At 73.6% G+C, this 21,847-nt stretch carries 16 protein-coding genes and 1 riboswitch; of the genes, 12 read left to right on the top strand and 4 right to left on the bottom strand.

From position 1 onward, the window contains the following. Positions 1–32 precede the first annotated feature (32 nt). From pulA to AB6N23_RS04890, 6 genes are all read left to right on the top strand, one after another. Entirely contained in the window at positions 33–5,897 is a 5,865-nt protein-coding gene (gene pulA, locus AB6N23_RS04865; RefSeq protein WP_412864994.1) for a pullulanase-type alpha-1,6-glucosidase, read from the top strand. Between the two features lie 275 nt (positions 5,898–6,172). Further along, positions 6,173–7,306, top strand: a complete 1,134-nt coding sequence (chvE, locus tag AB6N23_RS04870) for a multiple monosaccharide ABC transporter substrate-binding protein (RefSeq protein ID WP_412864967.1) — start codon at positions 6,173–6,175, stop codon at positions 7,304–7,306. Between the two features lie 110 nt (positions 7,307–7,416). Further along, positions 7,417–8,964, top strand: a complete 1,548-nt coding sequence (gene mmsA, locus AB6N23_RS04875; RefSeq protein ID WP_412864968.1) for a multiple monosaccharide ABC transporter ATP-binding protein — start codon at positions 7,417–7,419, stop codon at positions 8,962–8,964. After that, positions 8,961–10,196: a multiple monosaccharide ABC transporter permease gene (gene mmsB / locus AB6N23_RS04880; RefSeq protein WP_412864969.1), complete on the top strand. Its 1,236-nt coding sequence runs from the start codon at positions 8,961–8,963 to the stop codon at positions 10,194–10,196. The genes mmsA and mmsB overlap by 4 nt, the downstream gene beginning before the upstream one ends. A 38-nt stretch (positions 10,197–10,234) precedes the next feature. After that, positions 10,235–11,512: an ROK family transcriptional regulator gene (locus AB6N23_RS04885; RefSeq protein WP_412864970.1), complete on the top strand. Its 1,278-nt coding sequence runs from the start codon at positions 10,235–10,237 to the stop codon at positions 11,510–11,512. Positions 11,513–11,577: 65 nt separating this feature from the next. Then, positions 11,578–12,357 carry an ATP-binding cassette domain-containing protein gene (locus AB6N23_RS04890; protein WP_412864971.1) on the top strand — a complete coding sequence of 260 codons (780 nt, stop codon included), beginning with the start codon at positions 11,578–11,580 and terminating at the stop codon, positions 12,355–12,357. 219 nt (positions 12,358–12,576) lie between these two features. Here AB6N23_RS04890 and AB6N23_RS04895 read toward each other — a convergent pair whose 3' ends face one another. From AB6N23_RS04895 to purU, 3 genes are all read right to left on the bottom strand, one after another. Beyond that, entirely contained in the window at positions 12,577–13,092 is a 516-nt protein-coding gene (locus tag AB6N23_RS04895; protein WP_412864972.1) for an aromatic ring-opening dioxygenase LigA, read from the bottom strand. Positions 13,093–13,211: 119 nt separating this feature from the next. After that, positions 13,212–14,606, bottom strand: a complete 1,395-nt coding sequence (locus tag AB6N23_RS04900; RefSeq protein ID WP_412864973.1) for an extracellular catalytic domain type 1 short-chain-length polyhydroxyalkanoate depolymerase — start codon at positions 14,604–14,606, stop codon at positions 13,212–13,214. A gap of 221 nt (positions 14,607–14,827) precedes the next feature. After that, positions 14,828–15,694, bottom strand: a complete 867-nt coding sequence (gene purU, locus AB6N23_RS04905; RefSeq protein WP_412864974.1) for a formyltetrahydrofolate deformylase — start codon at positions 15,692–15,694, stop codon at positions 14,828–14,830. A gap of 49 nt (positions 15,695–15,743) precedes the next feature. On the opposite strand from purU, the gene AB6N23_RS04910 reads away from it, so the two are divergent. After that, entirely contained in the window at positions 15,744–16,241 is a 498-nt protein-coding gene (locus tag AB6N23_RS04910) for a GNAT family N-acetyltransferase (protein ID WP_378203904.1), read from the top strand. 24 nt (positions 16,242–16,265) lie between these two features. On the opposite strand, the gene AB6N23_RS04915 is transcribed toward AB6N23_RS04910, so the two are convergent. Then, the gene (locus AB6N23_RS04915; protein WP_412864975.1) at positions 16,266–17,186 is read right to left on the bottom strand and encodes a DMT family transporter; all 921 of its coding nucleotides are present in this window, start codon (positions 17,184–17,186) and stop codon (positions 16,266–16,268) included. Between the two features lie 39 nt (positions 17,187–17,225). On the opposite strand from AB6N23_RS04915, the gene AB6N23_RS04920 reads away from it, so the two are divergent. The 5 genes from AB6N23_RS04920 (at position 17,226) to AB6N23_RS04940 (ending at position 21,846) form a co-directional block, all read left to right on the top strand. After that, a complete protein-coding gene (locus tag AB6N23_RS04920; RefSeq protein WP_412864976.1) occupies positions 17,226–17,747 on the top strand; it encodes a MarR family winged helix-turn-helix transcriptional regulator in 522 nt (173 codons plus the stop codon). Positions 17,748–17,870: 123 nt separating this feature from the next. Further along, positions 17,871–17,960, top strand: a riboswitch (ZMP/ZTP riboswitch). A gap of 73 nt (positions 17,961–18,033) precedes the next feature. Beyond that, positions 18,034–19,314 (top strand): serine hydroxymethyltransferase, encoded by a 1,281-nt coding sequence (glyA, locus tag AB6N23_RS04925; protein WP_412864977.1) that lies wholly within the window; start codon positions 18,034–18,036, stop codon positions 19,312–19,314. 14 nt (positions 19,315–19,328) lie between these two features. Continuing rightward, the gene (locus AB6N23_RS04930; protein WP_412864978.1) at positions 19,329–20,225 is read left to right on the top strand and encodes a bifunctional methylenetetrahydrofolate dehydrogenase/methenyltetrahydrofolate cyclohydrolase; all 897 of its coding nucleotides are present in this window, start codon (positions 19,329–19,331) and stop codon (positions 20,223–20,225) included. 156 nt (positions 20,226–20,381) lie between these two features. Continuing rightward, complete coding sequence (locus AB6N23_RS04935; protein ID WP_412864979.1) at positions 20,382–20,861, top strand: VOC family protein; 480 nt, start codon at positions 20,382–20,384, stop codon at positions 20,859–20,861. Positions 20,862–21,033: 172 nt separating this feature from the next. Next, the gene (locus tag AB6N23_RS04940; protein WP_412864980.1) at positions 21,034–21,846 is read left to right on the top strand and encodes an exodeoxyribonuclease III; all 813 of its coding nucleotides are present in this window, start codon (positions 21,034–21,036) and stop codon (positions 21,844–21,846) included. Position 21,847: the final 1 nt, after the last annotated feature.

Here is a 21,847-nt window from a genome sequence, read left to right on the forward strand (position 1 = left end):
AGGACGGGCCGTTCGACGTCGCCGGCAGCGACCTGCAGTTCACGGTCGACTGGACCACGAGCGGGCACACCGGCGCCCTCGCCCCGACCGCCGCCTCGGCCGCGCCCGGCGGCGTCGCCCTCGTCGGCGACCTGCAGAGCGAGCTCGGCTGCGCCGCCGACTGGGACCCGGCCTGCGCGGCGACCGAGCTCGCCCCGACCGACGTGCCGGGCCGGCACGCCGCCACGTTCCGCGTGCCGGCGGGCACGTGGGAGTGGAAGGTCGCGCTCGACGACGGCTGGGACGCCGCCTACGGCGCGGACGGCGGTGCGGCGAACACGCCGCTCGTCGTCGCCGGCCCGGCCGACCTGACGTTCACCCACGACGAGGCGACGCACCGCACGGCCGTCACGGTGACCGACCTGCGCGGCGGCTACACCGACGCCGACGCCGGGCTGGTCGCGGACCCGGTGCGCCACCCGGGCGCGGGGGAGCAGTTCTACTTCGTCATGACCGACCGGTTCGCCAACGCCGACCCGTCGAACGACACCGGCGGGCTGACGGGGGACCGGCTCGCCACGGGGCTCGACCCGACCGACAAGGGCTTCTTCCACGGCGGCGACCTCGCGGGCCTGCGCGAGCGGCTCGACTACGTCGAGGGTCTCGGCACGACCGCGATCTGGCTGACGCCGTCGTTCCTCAACCGCCCCGTGCAGGGCGAGGGCGCGAACGCCTCGGCCGGGTACCACGGCTACTGGGTCACCGACTTCACGCAGATCGACCCGCACCTGGGCACGAACGCGGAGCTCGAGGCGCTGATCGACGACGCCCACGCGCGCGGCATCGACGTCTACTTCGACATCATCACGAACCACACGGCCGACGTCGTCGACTACGCGGAGAAGCAGTACGGCTACGTCGAGCAGTCCGCCGAGCCGTACCGCGACGCGTCCGGTGAGGTGTTCGACCCGGCGTCGTTCGCGGGCACCGACGACTTCCCGGCCCTCGACCCGGCCACGTCGTTCCCGTACACGCCCGTGGTCGACCCCGCCGACGCGGACCTCAAGGTCCCGGGCTGGCTCAACGACCCGACTCTCTACCACAACCGCGGCAACTCGACGTGGACGGGTGAGTCGGTGACGTACGGCGACTTCGACGGCCTCGACGACCTCATGACCGAGCACCCGGACGTCGTGCAGGGCTTCGTCGACGTCTACGAGGCGTGGGTGGACCTCGGCATCGACGGCTTCCGCATCGACACCGTCAAGCACGTGAACCGCGAGTTCTGGGAGACGTTCACGACGGCGATCGCGGAGCACGCGGCGTCCGTCGGCAACCCCGACTTCTTCATGTTCGGCGAGGTGTACGACGCCGACGCGCGGCTCACCGCGCCGTACGTGCGCGACACCGACATGGACGCGATCCTCGACTTCTCGTTCCAGGCCGCCGCGGCCGGCTACGCCCGGGGCGGCTCCGCCGGCGCGCTGCGGGCGCTGTACGCGAGCGACGACCTCTACACGACGCCGACGAGCAACGCGCACGCGCTGCCCACGTTCCTCGGCAACCACGACATGGGCCGGATCGGCGTCATGGTCAAGGACGCCGGGCAGCCGCAGGAGCGGTCGGGCCTCGCGCACACGCTCATGTACCTCACCCGCGGGCAGCCGGTCGTCTACTACGGCGACGAGCAGGGCTTCGTCGGCGACGGGCCGCTCGACGGCAGGGACAAGGACGCCCGCCAGTCGCTGTTCGCGACGCAGGTGGACGAGTACGCCGACCAGGCGCTGCTCGACGGCACGACCGCCGGCTCCGTGGACCGGTACGACACGGACACCGCGCTGTACGCGCACGTCGCGCGGCTCGCGGAGCTGCGCTCGAGTACCCCGGCGCTGACCGCGGGGGCGCAGGTCGAGCGGTACGCCGACGGCCCGGTGTACGCGTTCTCCCGCGTCGGCGACGACGACGTCGAGCACCTCGTCGCGACGAGCAGCGCCGCCACCCCGACGACCGTCACCGTCGACACCCTCACGCCCGGCGCGCAGTTCACGCCGCTGCTCGCCACCTCCGGCACGGGCACGGTGCCGGCGGAGCCGGTCACCGCGGCGGAGGACGGCACGGTGTCCCTCACCGTCCCCGCCCTCGGCGCGCTCGTGCTGCGGGCCGACGCCCCGGTCACCGACGGCGGCGACGACGCGGTGACGCTCACCGTCCCCGGCCCGGGCGCCGCGGTGACCGGGACGGCACCGGTGGCCGCGCGGGTCGACGACGACGCGCTGGCCACCACGTCGTTCGCCTACCGGGTCGTCGGGGCGGACGCCTGGACGGCGCTCGGCACCGCCGAGACGACGTCGCCGCGCGTCTTCCACGACGTCACCGACCTGGCGCCCGGCACGCTCGTGGAGTACCGCGCGGTGCGCGAGGACGTCACCGGTCACCGGAGCGCCGCCTCCACGTTCGCGAGCGTCGGGGTGGCCGTCGACGGCGTCGTCCCGGAGCCCGAGCCGGAGCCGGAGAACCTCCTGGTGACGGTGCCGGGCAGCCACAACTCCGAGCTGGGGTGCGGCGGGGACTGGGTGGCGGACTGCCCCGCCGTGACGCTCGCGCGCGCGGGCGGCGAGGGCAGCACCGTGTACCAGGGCACGCTGTCGCTGCCGCCCGGCGAGTACGAGTACAAGGTGGCGATCGGCGGCGCGTGGACCGAGAACTACGGCGCGGGCGGCGTGCCCGGCGGGGCGAACATCCCGTTCACCGTGACCGGCGAGGGCGAGCAGGACGTCACGTTCGTCTACGACCACGCCACGCACCAGGTGACGTCGTCGGCGCAGGGGCCGTTGCTCACCCTGCCGGGCAGCGCGCAGAGCGAGCTCGGCTGCGCGGCGGACTGGGACCCGGCCTGCCTGGCCGCGGTGCTCATCGACGGCGACGCCGACGGGACGGCCGTCTTCACCGCGCGCGACCTGCCCGCCGGCTCGTACCTGGTGAAGGTCGCCCACGGCCTGTCGTGGGACGAGGACTACGGCGCCGGCGGCGTGCGCGGCGGGGCGAACATCCCGTTCACGACGCCCGGGGGCGTGCCCGTGACCTTCACGTACGACCTGGCCACGCACGTGCTCACCGTCGCGGCCGGTGACGCGGAGCCGCCGCTGCCGGGCACCGGCGAGGCCGCGGCCCACTGGGTGGCGCGCGACCTGCTGGCCTGGCCGGCGTCGTTCGTGGCGCCGGGGACGGAGGCGGCGGACCTGACCTTCACGCTGCACGGCGACCCGGCCGGCGGCCTCGACGTCGTCGACGGCGCGGTCACGGGGGGCGAGGAGCACCCGCTCACCGCGGTGGAGCTGCCTGCCGACGTGGCCGAGCGCTTCCCGGCGCTCGCCGGGTACGTCGGCCTGCGCCTCGACGCGGATCCCGCCACGGTGGAGCGGCTGCTCACGGGTGAGCTGCTCGTGCGCCAGGCGGCGGCCGACGGCACCGGGCAGGCGGTGACCGGCGTGCAGGTGCCGGGCGTGCTCGACGACCTGTACGCGGACCGCGCCACCGACCGCACCCTGGGGACGACGTGGCGCCGGGGCGCCCCGAGCCTCGCGCTGTGGGCGCCGACCGCGCAGGACGTCGACCTGCTGGTGTGGCCGGCCGACCGCAGGGGCCGTCTCGACACGGCCGCCGAGCCGACCCGCGTGGCGGCCGAGCGGCAGCGTGACGGGGCGTGGACGGTGTCGGGTGCGAAGGCCTGGGCCGGCGCCGCCTACCTGTGGGAGGTCACGGTCTACGCGCCGACCACCGGGAAGGTCGAGGTGAACCGCGTCACGGACCCGTACGCGGTGGCCCTCACCCGGAACAGCACCCACGGCGTGCTCGTCGACCTCGACGACCCGCGCTACCGGCCGAAGGAGTGGGAGAAGGCCGCCCAGCCCGTGGTGCGGCCCGTCGACCAGACGATCTACGAGCTGCACGTGCGCGACTTCTCGATCGCGGACGCCACCGTGCCCGAGCGGCTGCGCGGCACGTACGGCGCGTTCGCCGTGCGCCGCAGCGACGGGCGCGACCACCTGCGCCGGCTCGCCGACGCGGGCCTGACCACCGTGCACCTGCTGCCGACGTTCGACATCGCGTCGATCGAGGAGGACCGGTCGCGGCAGGCGACCCCGGGCTGCGACCTGGCGTCCCTGCCGCCGGACTCGACCGAGCAGCAGGCGTGCGTCACGGCGGTCGCCGGGCAGGACGCCTTCAACTGGGGCTACGACCCGTGGCACTGGACGGTCCCGGAGGGGTCCTACGCGGTCGACGCGACGGGCGGCGCCCGCCTCGCGGAGTTCCGCTCCATGGTCGGCGCGCTGCACGCCGACGGCCTGCAGGTCGTGCTCGACCAGGTGTTCAACCACACGGCTGCGAGCGGGCAGGACGCGAAGAGCGTGCTGGACCGCGTCGTCCCGGGGTACTACCACCGGCTGGACGCGACCGGTCAGGTCGAGACGTCCACCTGCTGCCAGAACGTCGCCACCGAGCACGCGATGGCCGAGAAGATGATGGTCGACTCCGTGGTGACCTGGGCCCGGGACCACAAGGTCGACGGCTTCCGGTTCGACCTGATGGGCCACCACTCGCGGCAGACGATGGAGCGGGTCCGCGCCGCGCTCGACGAGCTGACCCCGCGCCGCGACGGCGTGGACGGACGCAGGGTCTACCTGTACGGCGAGGGGTGGGACTTCGGGGAGGTGGCCGGGAACAGGCTGTTCGAGCAGGCCACGCAGGGCCAGCTCGGCGGTACCGGGATCGGCACGTTCTCCGACCGGCTGCGCGACGCCGTCCGCGGCGGCGGCCCGTTCGACGAGGACCCGCGCCTGCAGGGCCTCGGCTCGGGCGCGTACACCGACCCGAACGGCGCGCCGGTCAACGGCACGGAGGCGGAGCAGCTCGCCCGCGTGCGGCACCAGGCCGACCTCGTGCGCCTCGGCATGGCGGGCAACCTGCGCGACTTCCGGTTCCGCACGAGCGACGGGGAGCTCCGGCGCGGCGACCAGATCGACTACAACGGACGGCCGGCCGGGTACGCCGACTCCCCGGAGGAGGTCGTCACCTACGTCGACGCGCACGACAACGAGACCCTGTTCGACAACCTGTACCTGAAGCTGCCCCAGGACACCCCGATGGCGGACCGGGTGCGCATGAACACGGTCTCGCTGGCGACGACCGCGCTGGCCCAGACGCCGTCGTTCTGGCACGCGGGCGCGGACCTGCTCCGCTCGAAGTCGCTCGACCGCAACAGCTACGACTCGGGCGACTGGTTCAACCCGCTCGACTGGTCGCAGCAGACCAACGGGTTCGGGCGCGGCCTGCCGCCGGCACCCGACAACGAGGCGAAGTGGCCGTTCCAGCGGCCGCTGCTCGCCGACCCGGCGCTCGTGCCGACGCCGCAGGACATCGCCACCGCCGCCGACGCCGCGACGGAGCTGCTCGAGCTGCGTGCGTCCACCCGGCTGTTCCGGCTCGGCGACGCCCGGCTGATCCGGGAGAAGGTCACGTTCCCGGGCTCCGGCCCGGACGCGACGCCCGGCGTGGTCGTCATGCACGTCGACGACCGCACCGGCTACGACCGGTCCGCCGGGCGGTGGCGCACGGACGTCGACCGCCGCCTCGACGGCCTCCTCGTCGTCGTGAACGCCTCCGACGAGCCGACGACGCAGACGGTCGACGCGCTCGCGGGCCGCCGGTACGCGCTGTCGCCCGTCCAGCGGCACGGGTCCGACCCGGTCGTCCTCGGCACCACGTGGCAGCGGGCGGCCGGCACGGTGACGGTGCCGCCGCGGACGGTGGCGGTGCTGGTGGAGGAGGCGCCGCGCGTGCCGCCGTCGCTCGGGCGTCCGTACCCCGGTGGGGCGCTCGACGACGTCCTCGCGTGGTGGCGGGGCCTGCTCGACTAGACCGGACGGGTACCGCGCCGACGGACGCGCCGGGTTCATGCCTTCGGGGCATGAACCCGGCGCGTTGTCATGACCAGGCGTGACGCGGCGGAGGGACGTACAACGCGTTCGGATCACGCAGGACACGATGTGGTAACGGGAGTTGCGCAACTCAAGGCTTCAGGTCTTGAATCCAACCGACGCCGCGTCGCGTCGCCGGCACAGCAGCCGCGACGACGACCGGACCGGGCAACGGGTGCCCGGCCCGACTGCGGTACGAGAAGGAGCAGACAACGATGTCACTGGGTTGGAAGAAGGCTGCGACAGGTCTGGTCACCGCCGGTCTGCTCGTCGGGTCCCTCGCCGCGTGCAGCCAGGAGCGCGACTCCGGCTCGGACGGCGGCGACGCCTCGGCCGCGCCCGAGGAGACGCTGGTCGGCATCTCGATGCCCACCAAGAGCCTCGAGCGGTGGAACCGTGACGGCGCGCACCTCGACGAGCTGCTGCAGGGCGCGAGCTACGAGACGACGCTGCAGTACGCCGACAACAAGGTCGACCAGCAGATCACCCAGCTCGAGAACATGATCAACCAGGGCGCCGACGTCCTCGTGATCGCCCCCATCGACGGCACGACGCTGGGCCCGGTGCTCGAGCAGGCCGCGTCGCAGGACATCACGGTCATCGCCTACGACCGCCTCATCAACGACTCGGAGAACGTCGACTACTACGCGACGTTCGACAACTACGAGGTCGGCAAGATGCAGGGCGAGTACATCGTCGAGCAGCTCGACCTCGAGAACGCGGCGGGCCCGTTCAACCTCGAGCCGTTCGCCGGCTCGCCGGACGACAACAACGCCAAGTTCTTCTTCTCCGGCGCGTGGGACGTCCTCAAGCCGTTCGTGGACGAGGGCAAGCTCGTCGTCCCGTCGGGCAAGGCCCCGGCCTCGAACGACGACTGGCAGAGCATTGGCATCCAGGGCTGGGGCTCCGACTCCGCCCAGGCCGAGATGGAGAACCGCCTCAACTCGTTCTACGGCGGCGGCCAGCAGGTCGACGTCATCCTGTCCCCGAACGACTCGCTCGCGCTGGGCATCGCCCAGGCGCTCGCGGGCAACGGCTACGCGCCCGGCCCGGACTACCCGGTGCTGACCGGTCAGGACGCCGACCTCGCCAACGTGCAGAACATGCTCGCCGGCAAGCAGTCCATGACGGTCTGGAAGGACACCCGCACGCTGGGTGACCAGGTCGCGAAGATGGTCGGCCAGATCATCGAGGGCGACGAGGTCCAGGTCAACGACGAGGAGACCTACGACAACGGCGTGAAGGTCGTCCCGACCTACCTCCTGCCGCCCGTCGTCGTCACCCCGGACACGGTCGAGTCCTCGCTCGTCGACTCCGAGTTCTACACCGCGGACGACCTCGGTCTCTGACCGGCCCGGACGACCCGCACCCATCGGAACCGCTCGCTCGGCCGGTCCCGCCCCCGCCACCCGGCGGGGGCGGGGCCGGCCGGCCCGCGGCGGACCCTAGCTGAGGACACATGGACACCGAGCACATCCTCGAGATGCGCGGCATCACCAAGAAGTTCCCCGGCGTCGTGGCGCTGTCCGACGTCACCCTGGCCGTGCGGCGCGGGGAGATCCACGCCATCTGCGGCGAGAACGGCGCCGGCAAGTCGACGCTGATGAAGGTGCTCTCCGGCATCTACCCGCACGGGTCGTACGAGGGCGACATCGTCCTCGACGGCGAGGTCCAGGAGTTCCGCGGCGTGCGCGACTCCGAGCGGCGCGGCGTCGTCATCATCCACCAGGAGCTCGCGCTCTCGCCCTACCTGTCGATCGCCGAGAACATCTTCCTCGGCAACGAGCGCACCGAGCGCGGCGTCATCGACTGGAACCGCACGAACGCGGAGGCGGCGCGGCTCCTCGCGCGCGTCGGCCTCGACGAGCGCCCCGACACGAAGATCGTCGACATCGGCGTCGGCAAGCAGCAGCTCGTCGAGATCGCGAAGGCCCTGTCGAAGGAGGTGCGCCTGCTCATCCTCGACGAGCCCACCGCGGCCCTGAACGACGAGGACAGCGCGCACCTGCTCGGCCTGATCCGCGGCCTCAAGGACGAGGGCATCACGTCGATCATCATCAGCCACAAGCTGAACGAGATCGAGGCGATCGCCGACACCACGACCATCATCCGCGACGGGCAGACCATCGAGTCGATGCCGATGCACGGCGCCGAGCCGGTCACCGAGGAGCGGATCATCCGCGGCATGGTCGGCCGCCCGCTGGACAACCGGTTCCCGGAGCACGTGTCGACGGTCGGCGCCGAGGTCCTGCGCATCGAGGACTGGACCGTGCACCACCCCGTCGACCAGAGCCGCAAGGTCGTCGACGGCGCCAACCTCGTCGTCCGCCGCGGTGAGATCGTCGGCCTCGCCGGCCTCATGGGCGCGGGTCGCACCGAGCTCGCGATGAGCGTCTTCGGCCGGTCCTACGGCTCGCACATCAGCGGGCGGCTGTACAAGGACGGCGCGGAGATCCAGGCGTCCACGGTGCAGCAGGCCATCAACCACGGCATCGCGTACGCGACCGAGGACCGCAAGCGGTACGGCCTGAACCTCATCGACACGATCGAGCGGAACGTGTCCGCGTCGGCGCTCGGCAAGCTGTCCCGCCTGGGCGTCGTCGACCGGCAGGGCGAGGGCCGCGTCGCGGAGCAGTACCGCCGCGACATGAACATCAAGGCGCCCAGCGTGGCGTCGGTCGTCGGCAAGCTGTCCGGCGGCAACCAGCAGAAGGTCGTGCTGAGCAAGTGGATCTACGCGGATCCGGACGTGCTCATCCTCGACGAGCCGACGCGCGGCATCGACGTCGGCGCGAAGTACGAGATCTACACGATCATCAACCGGCTCGCGGACGCCGGTAAGGGCGTGCTCGTCATCTCCTCGGAGCTGCCCGAGCTGCTCGGCATCTGCGACCGCATCTACGCGCTCAGCCAGGGCCGCGTCACGGGCGAGGTCGCCCGCGCCGACGCCTCGCAGGAGCGCCTCATGCACTACATGACGATGGACAAGGACGGGATCGCCCGATGAGCACCAGGACCGAGGTCAACATCTCCTCCCCGACGCCGCCGGACCTCCCGCGGCAGTCGATCGGGCAGCGCCTGCAGGGCCTGGGCGGCAACGCCCGCCAGTACGGCATCTTCGGCGCGCTCATCGTCATCGTCCTGCTGTTCCAGGTCCTGACGGACGGCAAGCTGCTGCTCGCCAACAACGTCGCGGCCCTGTTCCAGCAGAACGCCTACGTCATGATCCTGGCCATCGGCATGGTCATGGTGATCGTCGCCGGGCACATCGACCTGTCGGTCGGCTCGGTGGTCGCCTTCGTCGGCGGCGTGGTCGCCGTGAGCATGCGCGACTTCGACGTCCCGTGGGTCGTGGCGGTGCTGCTCGGCATCGCGATCGGCGGCGTCGTCGGCGCGTGGCAGGGCTTCTGGGTCGCGTACGTCGGGGTGCCCGCGTTCATCGTCACCCTCGCGGGCATGCTCGTGTTCCGCGGGCTCGCGCTCGCGGTCGTCGGTGAGACCGTCGCGGGCCTGCCGGCGTCGTTCATCGCGATCTCGAAGGGCTCCCTGCCCAACGTGCTCGGCTTCGCGTCGAACATGGACGTGGTCACGCTGCTCATCGGCGCGCTCGCCGTCGCGGCGATCGTGGTCTCCCAGCTGCGGGCGCGCACCTCGCTGCGCAAGCACGACCTGCACGTCGAGGCCATGGGCCTGTTCGTCACCAAGCTCGCGCTCATCGCGGTCGGCATCGGGGTCCTCACCGTCATCCTGTCGTTCTCGGCCGGTGGCACCCCGATCGTGCTGGTGCTCGTCGGCGTCCTCGTCGTCGCGTACTCGTTCCTCATGGGGCGCACGGTGTTCGGCCGGCACATCTACGCGATCGGCGGCAACCGCCTCGCGGCGGGCCTGTCGGGCGTCAACACGCGCCGCGTCGACTTCTGGATCTTCGTGAACATCGGCCTGCTCGCCGGTGTGGCGGCCGTCGTGACGACGGCCCGCTCGGGTGCGGCCACCGCCGGCGCCGGCGCCAACTTCGAGCTCGACGCCATCGCCGCGTGCTTCATCGGCGGCGCGGCCGTCACCGGCGGCATCGGCCGGATCTCCGGCGCGATCATCGGTGCGCTCATCATGGGCGTGCTCAACATGGGCCTGTCGATCATGTCGGTCGACCCGTCCTGGCAGGCCGTGATCAAGGGCCTCGTGCTGCTGCTCGCGGTCGCGTTCGACCTGATCAACAAGCGGCGCGCGGGCACGCGCTAGCGCGCCGGTCCGCACGCACGGAACGGTAGGTTGCCCCGGTGAGCAGGCGGGCGGCGGCAGCGGGCTCGCAGTCGTCCCTGCGGGAGGCGAACAAGGCGCTCGTGGTCTCCACGGTGCAGCGCTACGGGGGCCTCACGCAGGTCGAGCTCGCCGCCGCCACCGGCCTGTCGGCAGCCACGGTGTCGACGATCGTCCGCGACCTCCTGGCCGCGGGGGTCGTCGACACCGCCGTCACCACCCGCAGCGGGCGGCGTGCCCAGATGGTCACGCTCGCCCGCCGCGTGGGCCTCGCGGTCGGCATCCAGATCGGCCACCGGCACCTGCGCGTCGTGCTCGGCGACTTCGCCCACGAGGTCGTCGCCGAGCAGTCGCTCCCGCTGCCGCACGAGCACCGCTCCGACACGAGCCTGGACCGCGCGGCGCTGCTCGTCGTCGACCTGCTCGAGCGCATCGGCAGCGAGCTCGACGAGGTCGTGGGCATCGGCATCGGCGTGCCCGCGCCCGTCGACGCCAGCACCGGCATGGTCTCCGTGCCCGGCGTGCTCCGCGGCTGGGAGGGCGAGCACCTCGCGCAGGTCGTCGGCAAGCGGCTCGGCCGCCCGGTGCACGTCGACAACGACGCGAACCTCGGCGCGCTCGCCGAGTACACCCTCGGCGCCGCCCGGGGGTACCGCGACGCCGTGTACGTGCGCGCGTCGTACGGCACGGGCGGCGGCATCGTCATCAACGGCCGCGTCCACCGCGGCTTCGCCGGCACCGCGGGCGAGATCGGGCACGTGCAGGTCGACCCCCAGGGGCTCATCTGCCGGTGCGGCTCGCGCGGCTGCCTCGACACGGTCGTCGGGGCCGCCGCCCTCGTGGAGCCCCTCCGTGCGAGCCAGGGGCCGCTGACGCTGCGCGACGTCATCGCGCGCGCCCGGGACGGCGACCCCGGCACCGCACAGGTCGTCGCCGACGCGGGCGCGACGATCGGTGCCGTCGTCGCCGGCCTCGGCATGGCGGTGAACCCGCAGTGCGTCGTGGTCGGCGGCGAGCTCGCCGAGACCGGCGAGGTGCTGCTGCAGCCGATGCGCGACGCGATCCGGCGCCGCGTGCTGCTCAACCAGATCGCGCCGCTCGAGGTGGTGCCCGCCGAGCTCGGCGGCCGGGCGGAGGTGGTGGGCGCGCTCGTCCTGGCGCTGCAGTCCGCCGACGTGCCGGTGCGGGTGGAGGACGCGGCGGACCTCTCCGTCGCGGGACCGGTGGGGGACGGCGAGCACGACCCGCACGACGAGCGTGCGCAGGACGAGGACGACAGACGGGCGGCCGTCGGTTGACGACGCCGGGACGGGGGGATTCACTGCACGTGTCACGTGCCCGACGGGGAGCAGGTGGACCGGAGATGGTCGAGAGGACGCGCACGCCGTTGCTGTCGATGCGCGGCATCACCAAGCGGTACGGCGCCGTCGAGGCGCTGGTCGACGTCGACCTCGAGGTGCACGCGCACGAGGTCGTGGCGCTGGTCGGCGACAACGGCGCGGGCAAGTCGTCGCTCGCGAAGGTCGTCGCGGGCGTGCTCGTACCGGACTCCGGCCTGGTCGAGATCGACGGCGTACCCGTGACGATCCCGAACCCGAAGGCCGCGCAGCGCCTCGGCGTCGCGACGGTGTTCCAGGACCTGGCGCTGTGCGACAACCTCGACGTCACCGCGAACCTGTTCCTCGGCCGCGAGATGCGCAGCGCCGGGGTCATGCAGGACAGCCGGATGGAGGCGATGGCGCGGTCCGTGCTGCGCGACCTGACGAGCCGCGTGCCGTCGGTCCGCACGCCGCTGTCGCACCTGTCCGCCGGGCAGCGGCAGTCCGTCGCGATCGCGCGCACGCTGCTCGGCTCGCCGCGACTCGTCGTCCTCGACGAGCCGACGGCCGCCCTGTCGGTCGCGCACACCGCCGAGGTGCTCACGTACATCGAGCGGCTGCGGGAGCTCGGCCTCGGCGTCATCCTCATCAGCCACAACATGAACGACGTGCGGGCGGTGTCCGACCGTGTCGAGGTGCTGCGGCACGGGCGCAACAACGGCTCGTTCGACGCCCAGACGGCGAGCTACGAGGAGATCATCGGCGCCGTCACCGGCGCGTCCCGCGTGGGTCGCCCGCTCCGGCCGGTGACCGCCGCGAGCTGAGCTCCGCGAGCCGACTCCCGCGAGCCGGGCGTCGGCTGTGCGTGCGAGCCGGGCGTCGTCCGTCTCGTCGCCGGGCTGGTCGCGGGCTCGTCGCCGGGGAGAGCGGCGGACGCACGCCCGCCCGCCGCGGTGCCGGTGACCGGCGCCGCGACGGGCGGGTGCGCGGGGGCCCGGTCGGCGTCCACGGCCGGGCTGACCCGTGAGGTCGTGCTGCGGGCGTCAGGCCGCGGCACGCGCCCCGGCGACCGAGCGCAGGCCCAGGCCGCCGAGCAGGAAGCCCACGCCGATGCCGACGAGGGCGGTCGCGACGCCGAACGCGACGACCGAGGTGAGCAGCGACGCGCGCAGGAAGGTGCCCGTCGTCGCCATGTCGCGCAGCGGGTCGTCGCGGTCGAGCTCGGCGTACGAGCGCCCGTCGGTCGCGGCGAGGACGTCGCTGCGGATCGCCTCCGTCTGCGCCCACGCCTCCCAGGGGGTGTCGAGCGCGGCCCCGACGAACGCGGGCGCGCTCTCGGCGACCGTCACGCCCTCGCTCGACAGGCCGGCCGCGGTGACGGCCCACGTGCCGGCACCGCCGAGCACGAAGAGCGCTCCCAGCACGAGGAGCAGGGTCGCGACGACGCGGGCGCCGCGCGGGGCGGGTGCGGCCGGGCGGTCCGCGCCCGCGAAGCGGTCGGTGAGCGCGGTGCCGGCCGTGCCGGCGGGCGTGGTGGACGTGGTGGCGGGTGTGGACATGGGATGACCCCCTGGCTGTCGGCGGCGGTGCGTGGCCACCCTGGCGTGCGCCGGGGCGGCCCCGCACCGTCACGAAACGGTTATGTCGGTCGGACGTGCACGGATCGGACGTCCACCCGTCAGACGAGGGAGCAGGCCGTTCCGTTCAGGGCGAACCCGGTCGGGGTGCCGTTGGTGCCGGTGTGGGTGCCGTTGAAGCCGATCTGGACCGAGCCGCCGGCGGGGATCGTCCCGTTCCAGGCGGCGGGGCGGGCGCTGACCTGCGCGCCGGACTGCGTGACGACCGAGCTCCACGCCTGCGTCACCTGCTGCCCCGACGGGAACGCCCACGTGAGCGTCCAGCCGGTGACCGCGGCGGTGCCGGTGTTGCGGACCGTCACGGTGGCCGTGAAGCCGGTGTTCCACTGGTTGACGCCCCACGTGACGGAGCAGGCGCCGGTGGGCGTCGCGGTCGGGGTGGACGTGGGTGTGGCCGTCGGCGTCGGCGTGGGCGTGGGCGTGGCGGTGGGGGTGACCGTGGGCGTCGGGGTGGGCGACGTCGTCGGCCCCGGCCGGTCGAGGCCGAAGAAGCGGATCGCGGCGGCGGCGTCGACGGGCAGGTTGTGGGACGTGTTCGCCAGGCTGTTCGCCTCGAGCGGCGCCTGGTCACCCGTGCCGCCGTAGCGCTGCCGCGTGCGGTTGCCGATCGTCTCCGTGGACGCCGGCGTGCTCGGCAGCCCGAGCACGTCCGTCCACTGCTTGACCGCCTCGCCGTGGTTGACGTAGCTCAAGGTCTCGTCGTTCACGCCGTGCCACAGCTGCACGCGCGGGCGCGGCCCGGTGTACCCAGGGTACGCGGCGCGCGCGGCGTCGCCCCACAGCCGCGCCGACTGCACGCGGCGCCCCTGCGCGCACTCGCTGTTCCAGCCGGCCTGCGCGGTGGTGCCGGGCTTCGGCTGGTTGGTCACGAAGCACGTCGCGGGCACGCCGGCGAAGGCCGCGCCGGCCGCGAACACGTCGGGGTACGCGGCGAGCAGCAGCTGCGTGGTCATGGCCCCCGACGACACGCCCGTCACGAAGACGCGGCTCGTGTCGGTGGCGTACCGGGACTGCACGTGCCGCACCATCTGCACGATGCTCTGCGGGTCGCTGCCCCCGTCGCGCACGAGCGCGTTCGCCGACGACACGTCGAAGCAGTTCCCGGGCCGGTTCGTGCTCGGGTAGATCGCGATGAACCCGTGCTGCGAGGCGAGCTCGTCGAACTGCGCGCCGCTGTACATCGCCTGCGCGCTGCCCGTGCAGTAGTGCACGACGACGAGGACGCCGGGGTTCGCGGGCAGCCGGTCGGGGACGAACAGGTGCATCCGCAGGCCGCCCGGGTTGGTGCCGAAGCCGGACACCTCGACGAGCGACGCCGCCTGCGCGGGCAGCGCCGTGGCGGTGAGCGCGGCGCCGCCGGCGGCCGCCAGGGCGAGCGCCGCGACGGCGGCGGTGAGCCGCCGGCGTGCGGTGCGCAGCACGCGGAACGGGTGCATCGGTGTCCTCCTCGACGCCGGGTGCCGTCGCGGTGGCCCGCGACGCGGACGTCGATATCGATATCGAAACGCCCGCGGGTCAGCATGCCGACGTCGCAGCCGCGACGCACCCACCCGAAACGCTTCGTAACTCCGGCCCGTGCCGCGGGCGCACCCCGCGGGTCAGCCGTCCCCGTCGCCGCCCGAGGCCGTCCCGACGCCCCCGGTGCAGCGGGCGGCGGTCAGCGGAAGACGATCGTCCGGTGGCCGTCGAGGAGGACGCGGTGCTCGGCGTGCCAGCGCACGGCGCGTGCGAGGGCGCGCCGCTCGACGTCCTGGCCCAGGCGCACCATGTCCTGCTCCGTCCGCGTGTGGTCCACGCGCTCGACGTCCTGCTCGATGATCGGGCCCTCGTCGAGGTCGCCGGTCACGTAGTGCGCCGTGGCGCCGATGAGCTTCACGCCGCGGTCGTGGGCCTGCGCGTAGGGGCGCGCGCCCTTGAACGACGGCAGGAACGAGTGGTGGATGTTGATGACGCGACCCGCGAGGGCGCGGCACAGGTCGTCGGAGAGGATCTGCATGTAGCGCGCGAGCACGACCAGCTCGACGTCGAGCTCCTCGACGAGCGCGAGCAGCCGCGCCTCCGCGTCCGCCTTGGTCGCCGCGGTGACGGGGACGTGGTGGAACGGGATGTCGTAGAACCCGGCCATCGGTGCCAGCACCTCGTGGTTCGACACCACCGCGACGAGCTCGACCGGCAGGTCCTCGGAGCGCTGGCGGAACGCCAGGTCGTTGAGGCAGTGCGCCGCGGTGGACACCATGACGAGCGTGCGCACCTTGCGGCCCGCGACGTCGAGGTGCCACTGCATCCCGAACCGGCCGGCCAGCTCGGTCATGGCGGCGCGCAGCTCGTCGTGCGTCGCGGCCGACGTCACCTGCACGCGCATGAAGAACAGCCCCGACAGGGCGTCCCCGAACTGCTGCGACTCGGTGATGTTGCCGCCGTGCTCGGCCAGCACCCCGGCGACGGCCGCGACGATGCCGGGACGGTCGGGGCACGACAGCGTCAGGACCCAGTGCGTGGTCAGCTCATCCGAGGTGTGGGACACGAGCGCCCAGAGTAGTGCGCCGCGCCGGACGGCTGACACGATGAGCCGCATGACGCAGGCCGACCTCGACATCCGCCCGGTCACCACCGACGACGCGGGCGAGCTGCTGACGCTGCGCCGCGCGGCGTTCGTGACCGAGGCCCAGCAGTACGGCGACCCCCACATCCCGCCGCTCACGCAGACGCTGGAGGAGCTCGTCGCCGACCTCGGCGCGGACGGCGTCATCACGCTCGGCGCGTGGCAGGGGCACCGGCTCATCGGGTCGATCCGCGTGCTCGTCGAGGGCGCCAAGGCGACGCTCGGCCGCTTCGCGGTCGCCCCCGACCTGCAGGGCAGGGGCGTGGGCACCGAGCTGCTCACGGCGATCCTCCCGTACCTCCCGGAGGGCATCGAGGAGGTCTGGGTGTTCACCGGCCGGGACTCGGTGCAGAACATCGCCCTGTACGCGAAGGCCGGGTACGAGCACCAGCACGACCAGACGGCGGGCGACCTGACGTACGCGTACCTGCGCAAGCTGCTCGGCGACGGGGAGCCGGCCCAGGCCTGAGGCGCCCGTCGACGGCGCGATCGGTCAGCGCGCCCCGGTCGTGACCGGGGCGGCGTCCGGCGCCACGGGCACGGCGGCGCGGCGACGCGCGAGCAGGCGCCCGGCGGCCGGCTGGCCGAGCACCACGCCGGCGAGCACCGCGACGACCCCGGCGACCTGCAGGGGCGTGAGGTGCTCGCCGCCGAGCGCGAGCCCGACGACGACGCCGGTGAGGGGGTTGAGCAGCCCGACGAGCCCGACGGCGCCGGCCGGGAGGCGGCGCAGCGCGCCGAACCACGCGACGTAGGCGAGCGCGGTGGCGACGAGGGACACGTACGCGATGCCGGCCCAGCCGCGCGCGTCGAGCACCGGGGGAGCGCCCTCGGCGACGGCGGCCACGGGGACGAGCAGCAGACCGCCCGCGACGAGCTGCCACGACGTCGACGCGAGCACGTCGACGTCGTCCTTCCACCGGGTGGCGAGCACGAACCCGACGGACGACATCACCATCGCGGTGCCGCCGGCGAGCACGCCGACGGGGTCCACCGCGACGGCGCCGGTGACGAGCATCGCGACGACGCCGAGGAGGCCGACCACCGCACCCAGCACGGCGGCGGCGCGCGGCCGCTGACCCAGCAGCGGCCAGGCGATGAGCATGAGGACGAACGGCGCGACCGCCATGACGGTCGAGGCGACCGACGTCGGCAGCAGCTGCGCGGCGACGTAGACGAGCACGAAGAACGCGCTCATGTTGAGCGCGCCGAGCACGAGCGACCGCCACCACCAGCGGCCGCGGGGTGCCTGCCGCGCGAGCGCGAGCAGGACGAGACCGGAAGGCAGCGCGCGCAGCACCGAGCCCCACAGCGGGGCGTCGGCGGGGAGCGTGTGCCGCGTGACGTAGTACGCGGCGCCCCAGGAGACCGGGGCGAGCGCGGCGACGAGCGACCAGCGCCAGGTAGTTTCCACGGAAGACAAGTTATCTGACCGGGAAGATAAGATCCACCCATGACGGCTGCCGACCTCCCGCCCGACTTCGTCGACGGCGTCCGCGCGGCGTGGACCCGCGAGCGGCCCGACCTCGACGTCCGCACGCAGGGCGTGTTCGGGCGCCTGAGCCGCGTCGGGCTCCGCGTCCACGACGAGCTCGTCGCCGTGTACCGGCGGCACGGCCTGGCGGAGGGCGACTTCGACGTCCTGGCCACGCTCCGCCGCGCCGGCGCCCCCTACGCGCACTCGTGCGGCGAGCTCGCGGAGCACACGCTCGTCACGAGCGGCGGGATGACCAAGCGCGTCGACCGGCTCGAGGGCGCAGGGCTGGTACGCCGTCGGGTGAGCGAGCACGACGGCCGCGGTCGCGTCGTGGAGCTGACCGAGCGCGGCCGCGACGTCATCGACGCCGCGTTCACGGACCACGTCGCCAACCAGCACCGCCTGCTGGCGCTCCTCGACGAGGGCGACGCCGAGGTCCTCGAGGTCGTCCTCAAGCGCTGGCTGGCGCGGCTGGAGGACCTGCCGCCGACGTCGTGACGCGCGCCGCCGTGCCCGCGGGACCGACGGCCCGGGCACCTGCGCACCCCGCGCCGACGGTCCCGGGGCGACCCGCCGCCGCGTCGTGAGACGGCCCGTCGGCGCCGACCTCGGTTGCTAGGCTGTGCGGGTCGTGACTGGCGCAACGGGTGGGTCACCACCGGGGAGCGACGCAGCAGCTGGACCAACGGGTCGGACGCCTGGGCCCCTCGGTCACCCCACACCGGCACTCCGTGTGTGCGGGTGCCCGGTGCGCCCGCACGGTTGACTGCGACAGGAGCCCAGCATGAGCGACAGCCTGCTCGACCAGAACATCTCCGAGCTCGACCCCGAGATCGCCGCCGTCCTCGACGGCGAGCTCGCCCGCCAGCAGGACACGCTCGAGATGATCGCGAGCGAGAACTTCGTCCCGCGCGCCGTCCTGCAGGCGCAGGGCTCCGTGCTCACCAACAAGTACGCCGAGGGCTACCCGGGCCGCCGCTACTACGGCGGCTGCGAGCAGGTCGACGTCGCGGAGACCATCGCGATCGACCGCGCCAAGGCGCTGTTCGGCGCCGAGCACGCCAACGTCCAGCCGCACTCGGGCGCGACGGCCAACGCGGCCGTGCTGCACGCGCTCATCAGCGCCGGCGACAAGATCCTCGGCCTCGACCTCGCGCACGGCGGCCATCTCACGCACGGCATGCGCATCAACTTCTCGGGCAAGCTCTACGACGTCGCCGCGTACGGCGTCGACCCGCAGACGTTCCGCGTCGAGCCGGAGGCGGTCCGCAAGGCGGCGCTCGAGCACCGCCCCGACGTCATCATCGGCGGCTGGTCCGCGTACCCCCGCCACCTCGACTTCGCGGCGTTCCGCGAGATCGCGGACGAGGTCGGCGCCAAGCTCTGGGTCGACATGGCGCACTTCGCCGGTCTCGTCGCCGCGGACCTGCACCCGTCGCCGGTGCCGCACGCCGACGTCGTGTCCTCCACCGTCCACAAGACGATCGGCGGCCCGCGCTCCGGCTTCATCCTGTCGCGCGAGGAGTACGCCAAGAAGATCGACTCCGCCGTCTTCCCGGGCCAGCAGGGCGGCCCGCTCATGCACGTGATCGCCGCGAAGGCCGTCGCGTTCAAGGTCGCGGGCACGGACGACTTCAAGGACCGCCAGCAGCGCACGATGGACGGCGCCCGCATCATCGCCGAGCGCCTCACCGCGCCGGACGTCGCCGCGGCCGGCGTCTCCGTCCTCACCGGCGGCACCGACGTCCACCTCGTGCTCGTCGACCTGCGCCACTCCGCGCTCGACGGCCAGCAGGCGGAGGACCTCCTGCACGCGGTGGGCGTGACGGTCAACCGCAACGCCGTCCCGTTCGACCCGCGCCCGCCGCGCGTCACGTCCGGCCTGCGCATCGGCACGCCCGCGCTCGCGACCCGCGGTCTCGGCGACGCCGAGTTCACCGAGGTCGCCGACATCATCGCGACCGCGCTGGTGGAGGGCTCCGGTGCGGACGTCGACGCGCTGCGCGCCCGCGTGCGCAAGCTGACCGAGGCGTTCCCGCTGTACGCCGGCCTGCGGCAGTACTGAGCGGGGGAGGACCGATGACCGCCCAGAAGCTGGACGGCACCGCCACCGCGGCGGCGATCAAGGGCGAGCTGACGCAGCGCGTCGCCGCGCTCGCGGACCGCGGCGTCGTGCCCGGGCTCGGCACGCTGCTCGTCGGCGACGACCCGGGCTCGCGCTGGTACGTCGCCGGCAAGCACAAGGACTGCGCCGAGGTCGGCATCGCGTCGATCCGGGAGGACCTGCCCGCCGACGCGACGCAGGAGGAGATCGAGGCGGCCGTGCGCCGGCTGAACGACGACCCGGCGTGCACCGGGTTCATCGTGCAGCTGCCGCTGCCCGCGGGCATCGACACGCACCGCGTGCTCGAGCTCATCGACCCGGCCAAGGACGCCGACGGCCTGCACCCGACCAACCTCGGGCGGCTCGTGCTGCGGGTCAACGAGCCCGTCACGTCCCCGCTGCCGTGCACGCCCGCCGGCATCGTCGAGCTCCTGCGCCGGCACGGCGTCGAGCTGCGCGGTGCCGACGTCGTCGTCGTCGGCCGCGGCGTCACGGTGGGCCGCTCGATCGGCCTGCTGCTCACGCGGCGCGAGATCAACGCGACCGTCACGCTCACGCACACGGGCACGGTCGACCTCGCCGAGCACACCCGGCACGCGGACGTCGTCATCGCCGCCGCCGGCGTGCCCGGGATCGTCACGGCGGACCTCGTGAAGCCGGGTGCCGTGGTCGTCGACGTGGGCGTCTCGCGCGCCGTCGACCAGGCGACCGGCAAGAGCCGCGTGGTCGGCGACGTCGACCCCGGCGTGTGGGACGTCGCGTCGTGGGTGTCGCCCAACCCGGGCGGCGTCGGGCCGATGACGCGGGCCATGCTGCTGCAGAACGTCGTCGACACCGCGGAGCGGCTCGTCGCCGGGGCGCCGGCCGGCTGACGCGCACGCCACGTGCGGAGGGCCCCGGGTGCGCGCGCGCCCGGGGCCCTCGTCGTCGTGCCCGTCGCCCGTGTGCCGATGACGTCGTGCCGATGACTTCGTGCCGGCCGCCGGGTCTGCCCCGATGACACCCGCACGCAGCGAAGGAGCACGACGATGGGCGCCGTCCGCACGCACCTGTGGTTCCCCGAGCGCGGTCACGAGGCCGCGCAGTTCTACGCCTCGGTGATCCCGAACTCCCGCATCACGTCGGTCGTCGCCGCCCCGCCCGGGGTGCCGGACGTGCCCGAGGGCGAGCCGTTCGTCGTCGAGCTCGACCTCGACGGGCACGCCGTGACGATCCTCACGGCCGGGCCCGCGTTCCGCCTCGACGAGGCGTTCTCGCTGTACCTGGTCGTCGACACCCAGGACGAGGTCGACCACTACTGGGAGGCCCTCACGGCCGACGGCGGCGAGCCCGGCCAGTGCGGCTGGCTGAAGGACCGGTTCGGGGTGTCGTGGCAGGTCGTGCCCCGCATGCTCGACGAGCTGTGGGACCGCCCCGACGCCGCGGGCGTGCAGCGCGCGATGCAGGTGATGCTCGGCCAGAAGAAGCTCGAGATCGCGCCGCTGGAGGCCGCGTACGCGGGCTCGTGACGGTCGCCCCGCCGCCGTGGGGGCGCCCCCCCGGGGGCCCCGGCGGGGCGGGGGGGGGGGGGGGGTGGGGGCGGGGGGGGGGGGGGCGCGCGCGCGCCCCCCCCCCCCCCCCCCCCCCCCCCCCCCCCCCCCCCCCCACGGCGATGTCGGTGGGGTGGGGGAGGATGTCCCGGTGCTGACCGTCGCCTCCGTCAACGTCAACGGCATCCGGGCCGCCTTCCGCCGTGGCATGCAGGAGTGGCTCGACGTCCGCAAGCCCGACGTGCTGCTGCTGCAGGAGGTCCGTGGCTCGGACGAGATCCTCGCCGACCACCTCGCGCCCGGGACGTGGCACCTCGCGCACGAGGAGGCGGAGGCCAAGGGCCGCGCCGGCGTCGCGATCGCGTCCCGCGTGCCCATGAGCGCGGTGCGCATCGGCCTCGGCACGGGCGTCACCGGCGACTCCGGACGCTGGGTGGAGGCGGACCTCGAGCTGCCCGCCGAGGGCGGGCGCCCCGCCCGGGCGCTCACCGTGGTGTCCGCGTACATCCACTCGGCGACGGCGGGGACGCCGTCGATCGACGAGAAGTACGCGTTCCTCGAGCGCGTCACCGCCCGCATGCGCGAGCTGCAGGACGGTGGCCGCCTCGCCGTCGTGGCCGGTGACGTCAACATCGCGCACCGCGAGGTCGACATCAAGAACTGGAAGGGCAACCTGACGAAGGCGGGCTTCCTGCCCGAGGAGCGGGCCTACCTCGACCGCTGGTTCGACGAGCTCGGCTGGCGGGACCTCGGGCGTGACCTCGGCGGCCCCGGTCCCGGCCCGTACACGTGGTGGTCGTGGCGCGGCAAGGCGTTCGACAACGACGCGGGCTGGCGCATCGACTACCAGATCGCGACGCCGGCGCTGGCCGAGCTCGCGCGCACCGCCACCGTCGACCGGGCCGCGACCTACGACGCCCGGTTCTCCGACCACGCGCCGCTGGTCGTCGAGTACGACCTCTGAC

Source organism: Cellulomonas pasadenensis (assembly GCF_047229365.1).
In the GTDB taxonomy this organism is placed as follows: domain Bacteria; phylum Actinomycetota; class Actinomycetes; order Actinomycetales; family Cellulomonadaceae; genus Cellulomonas.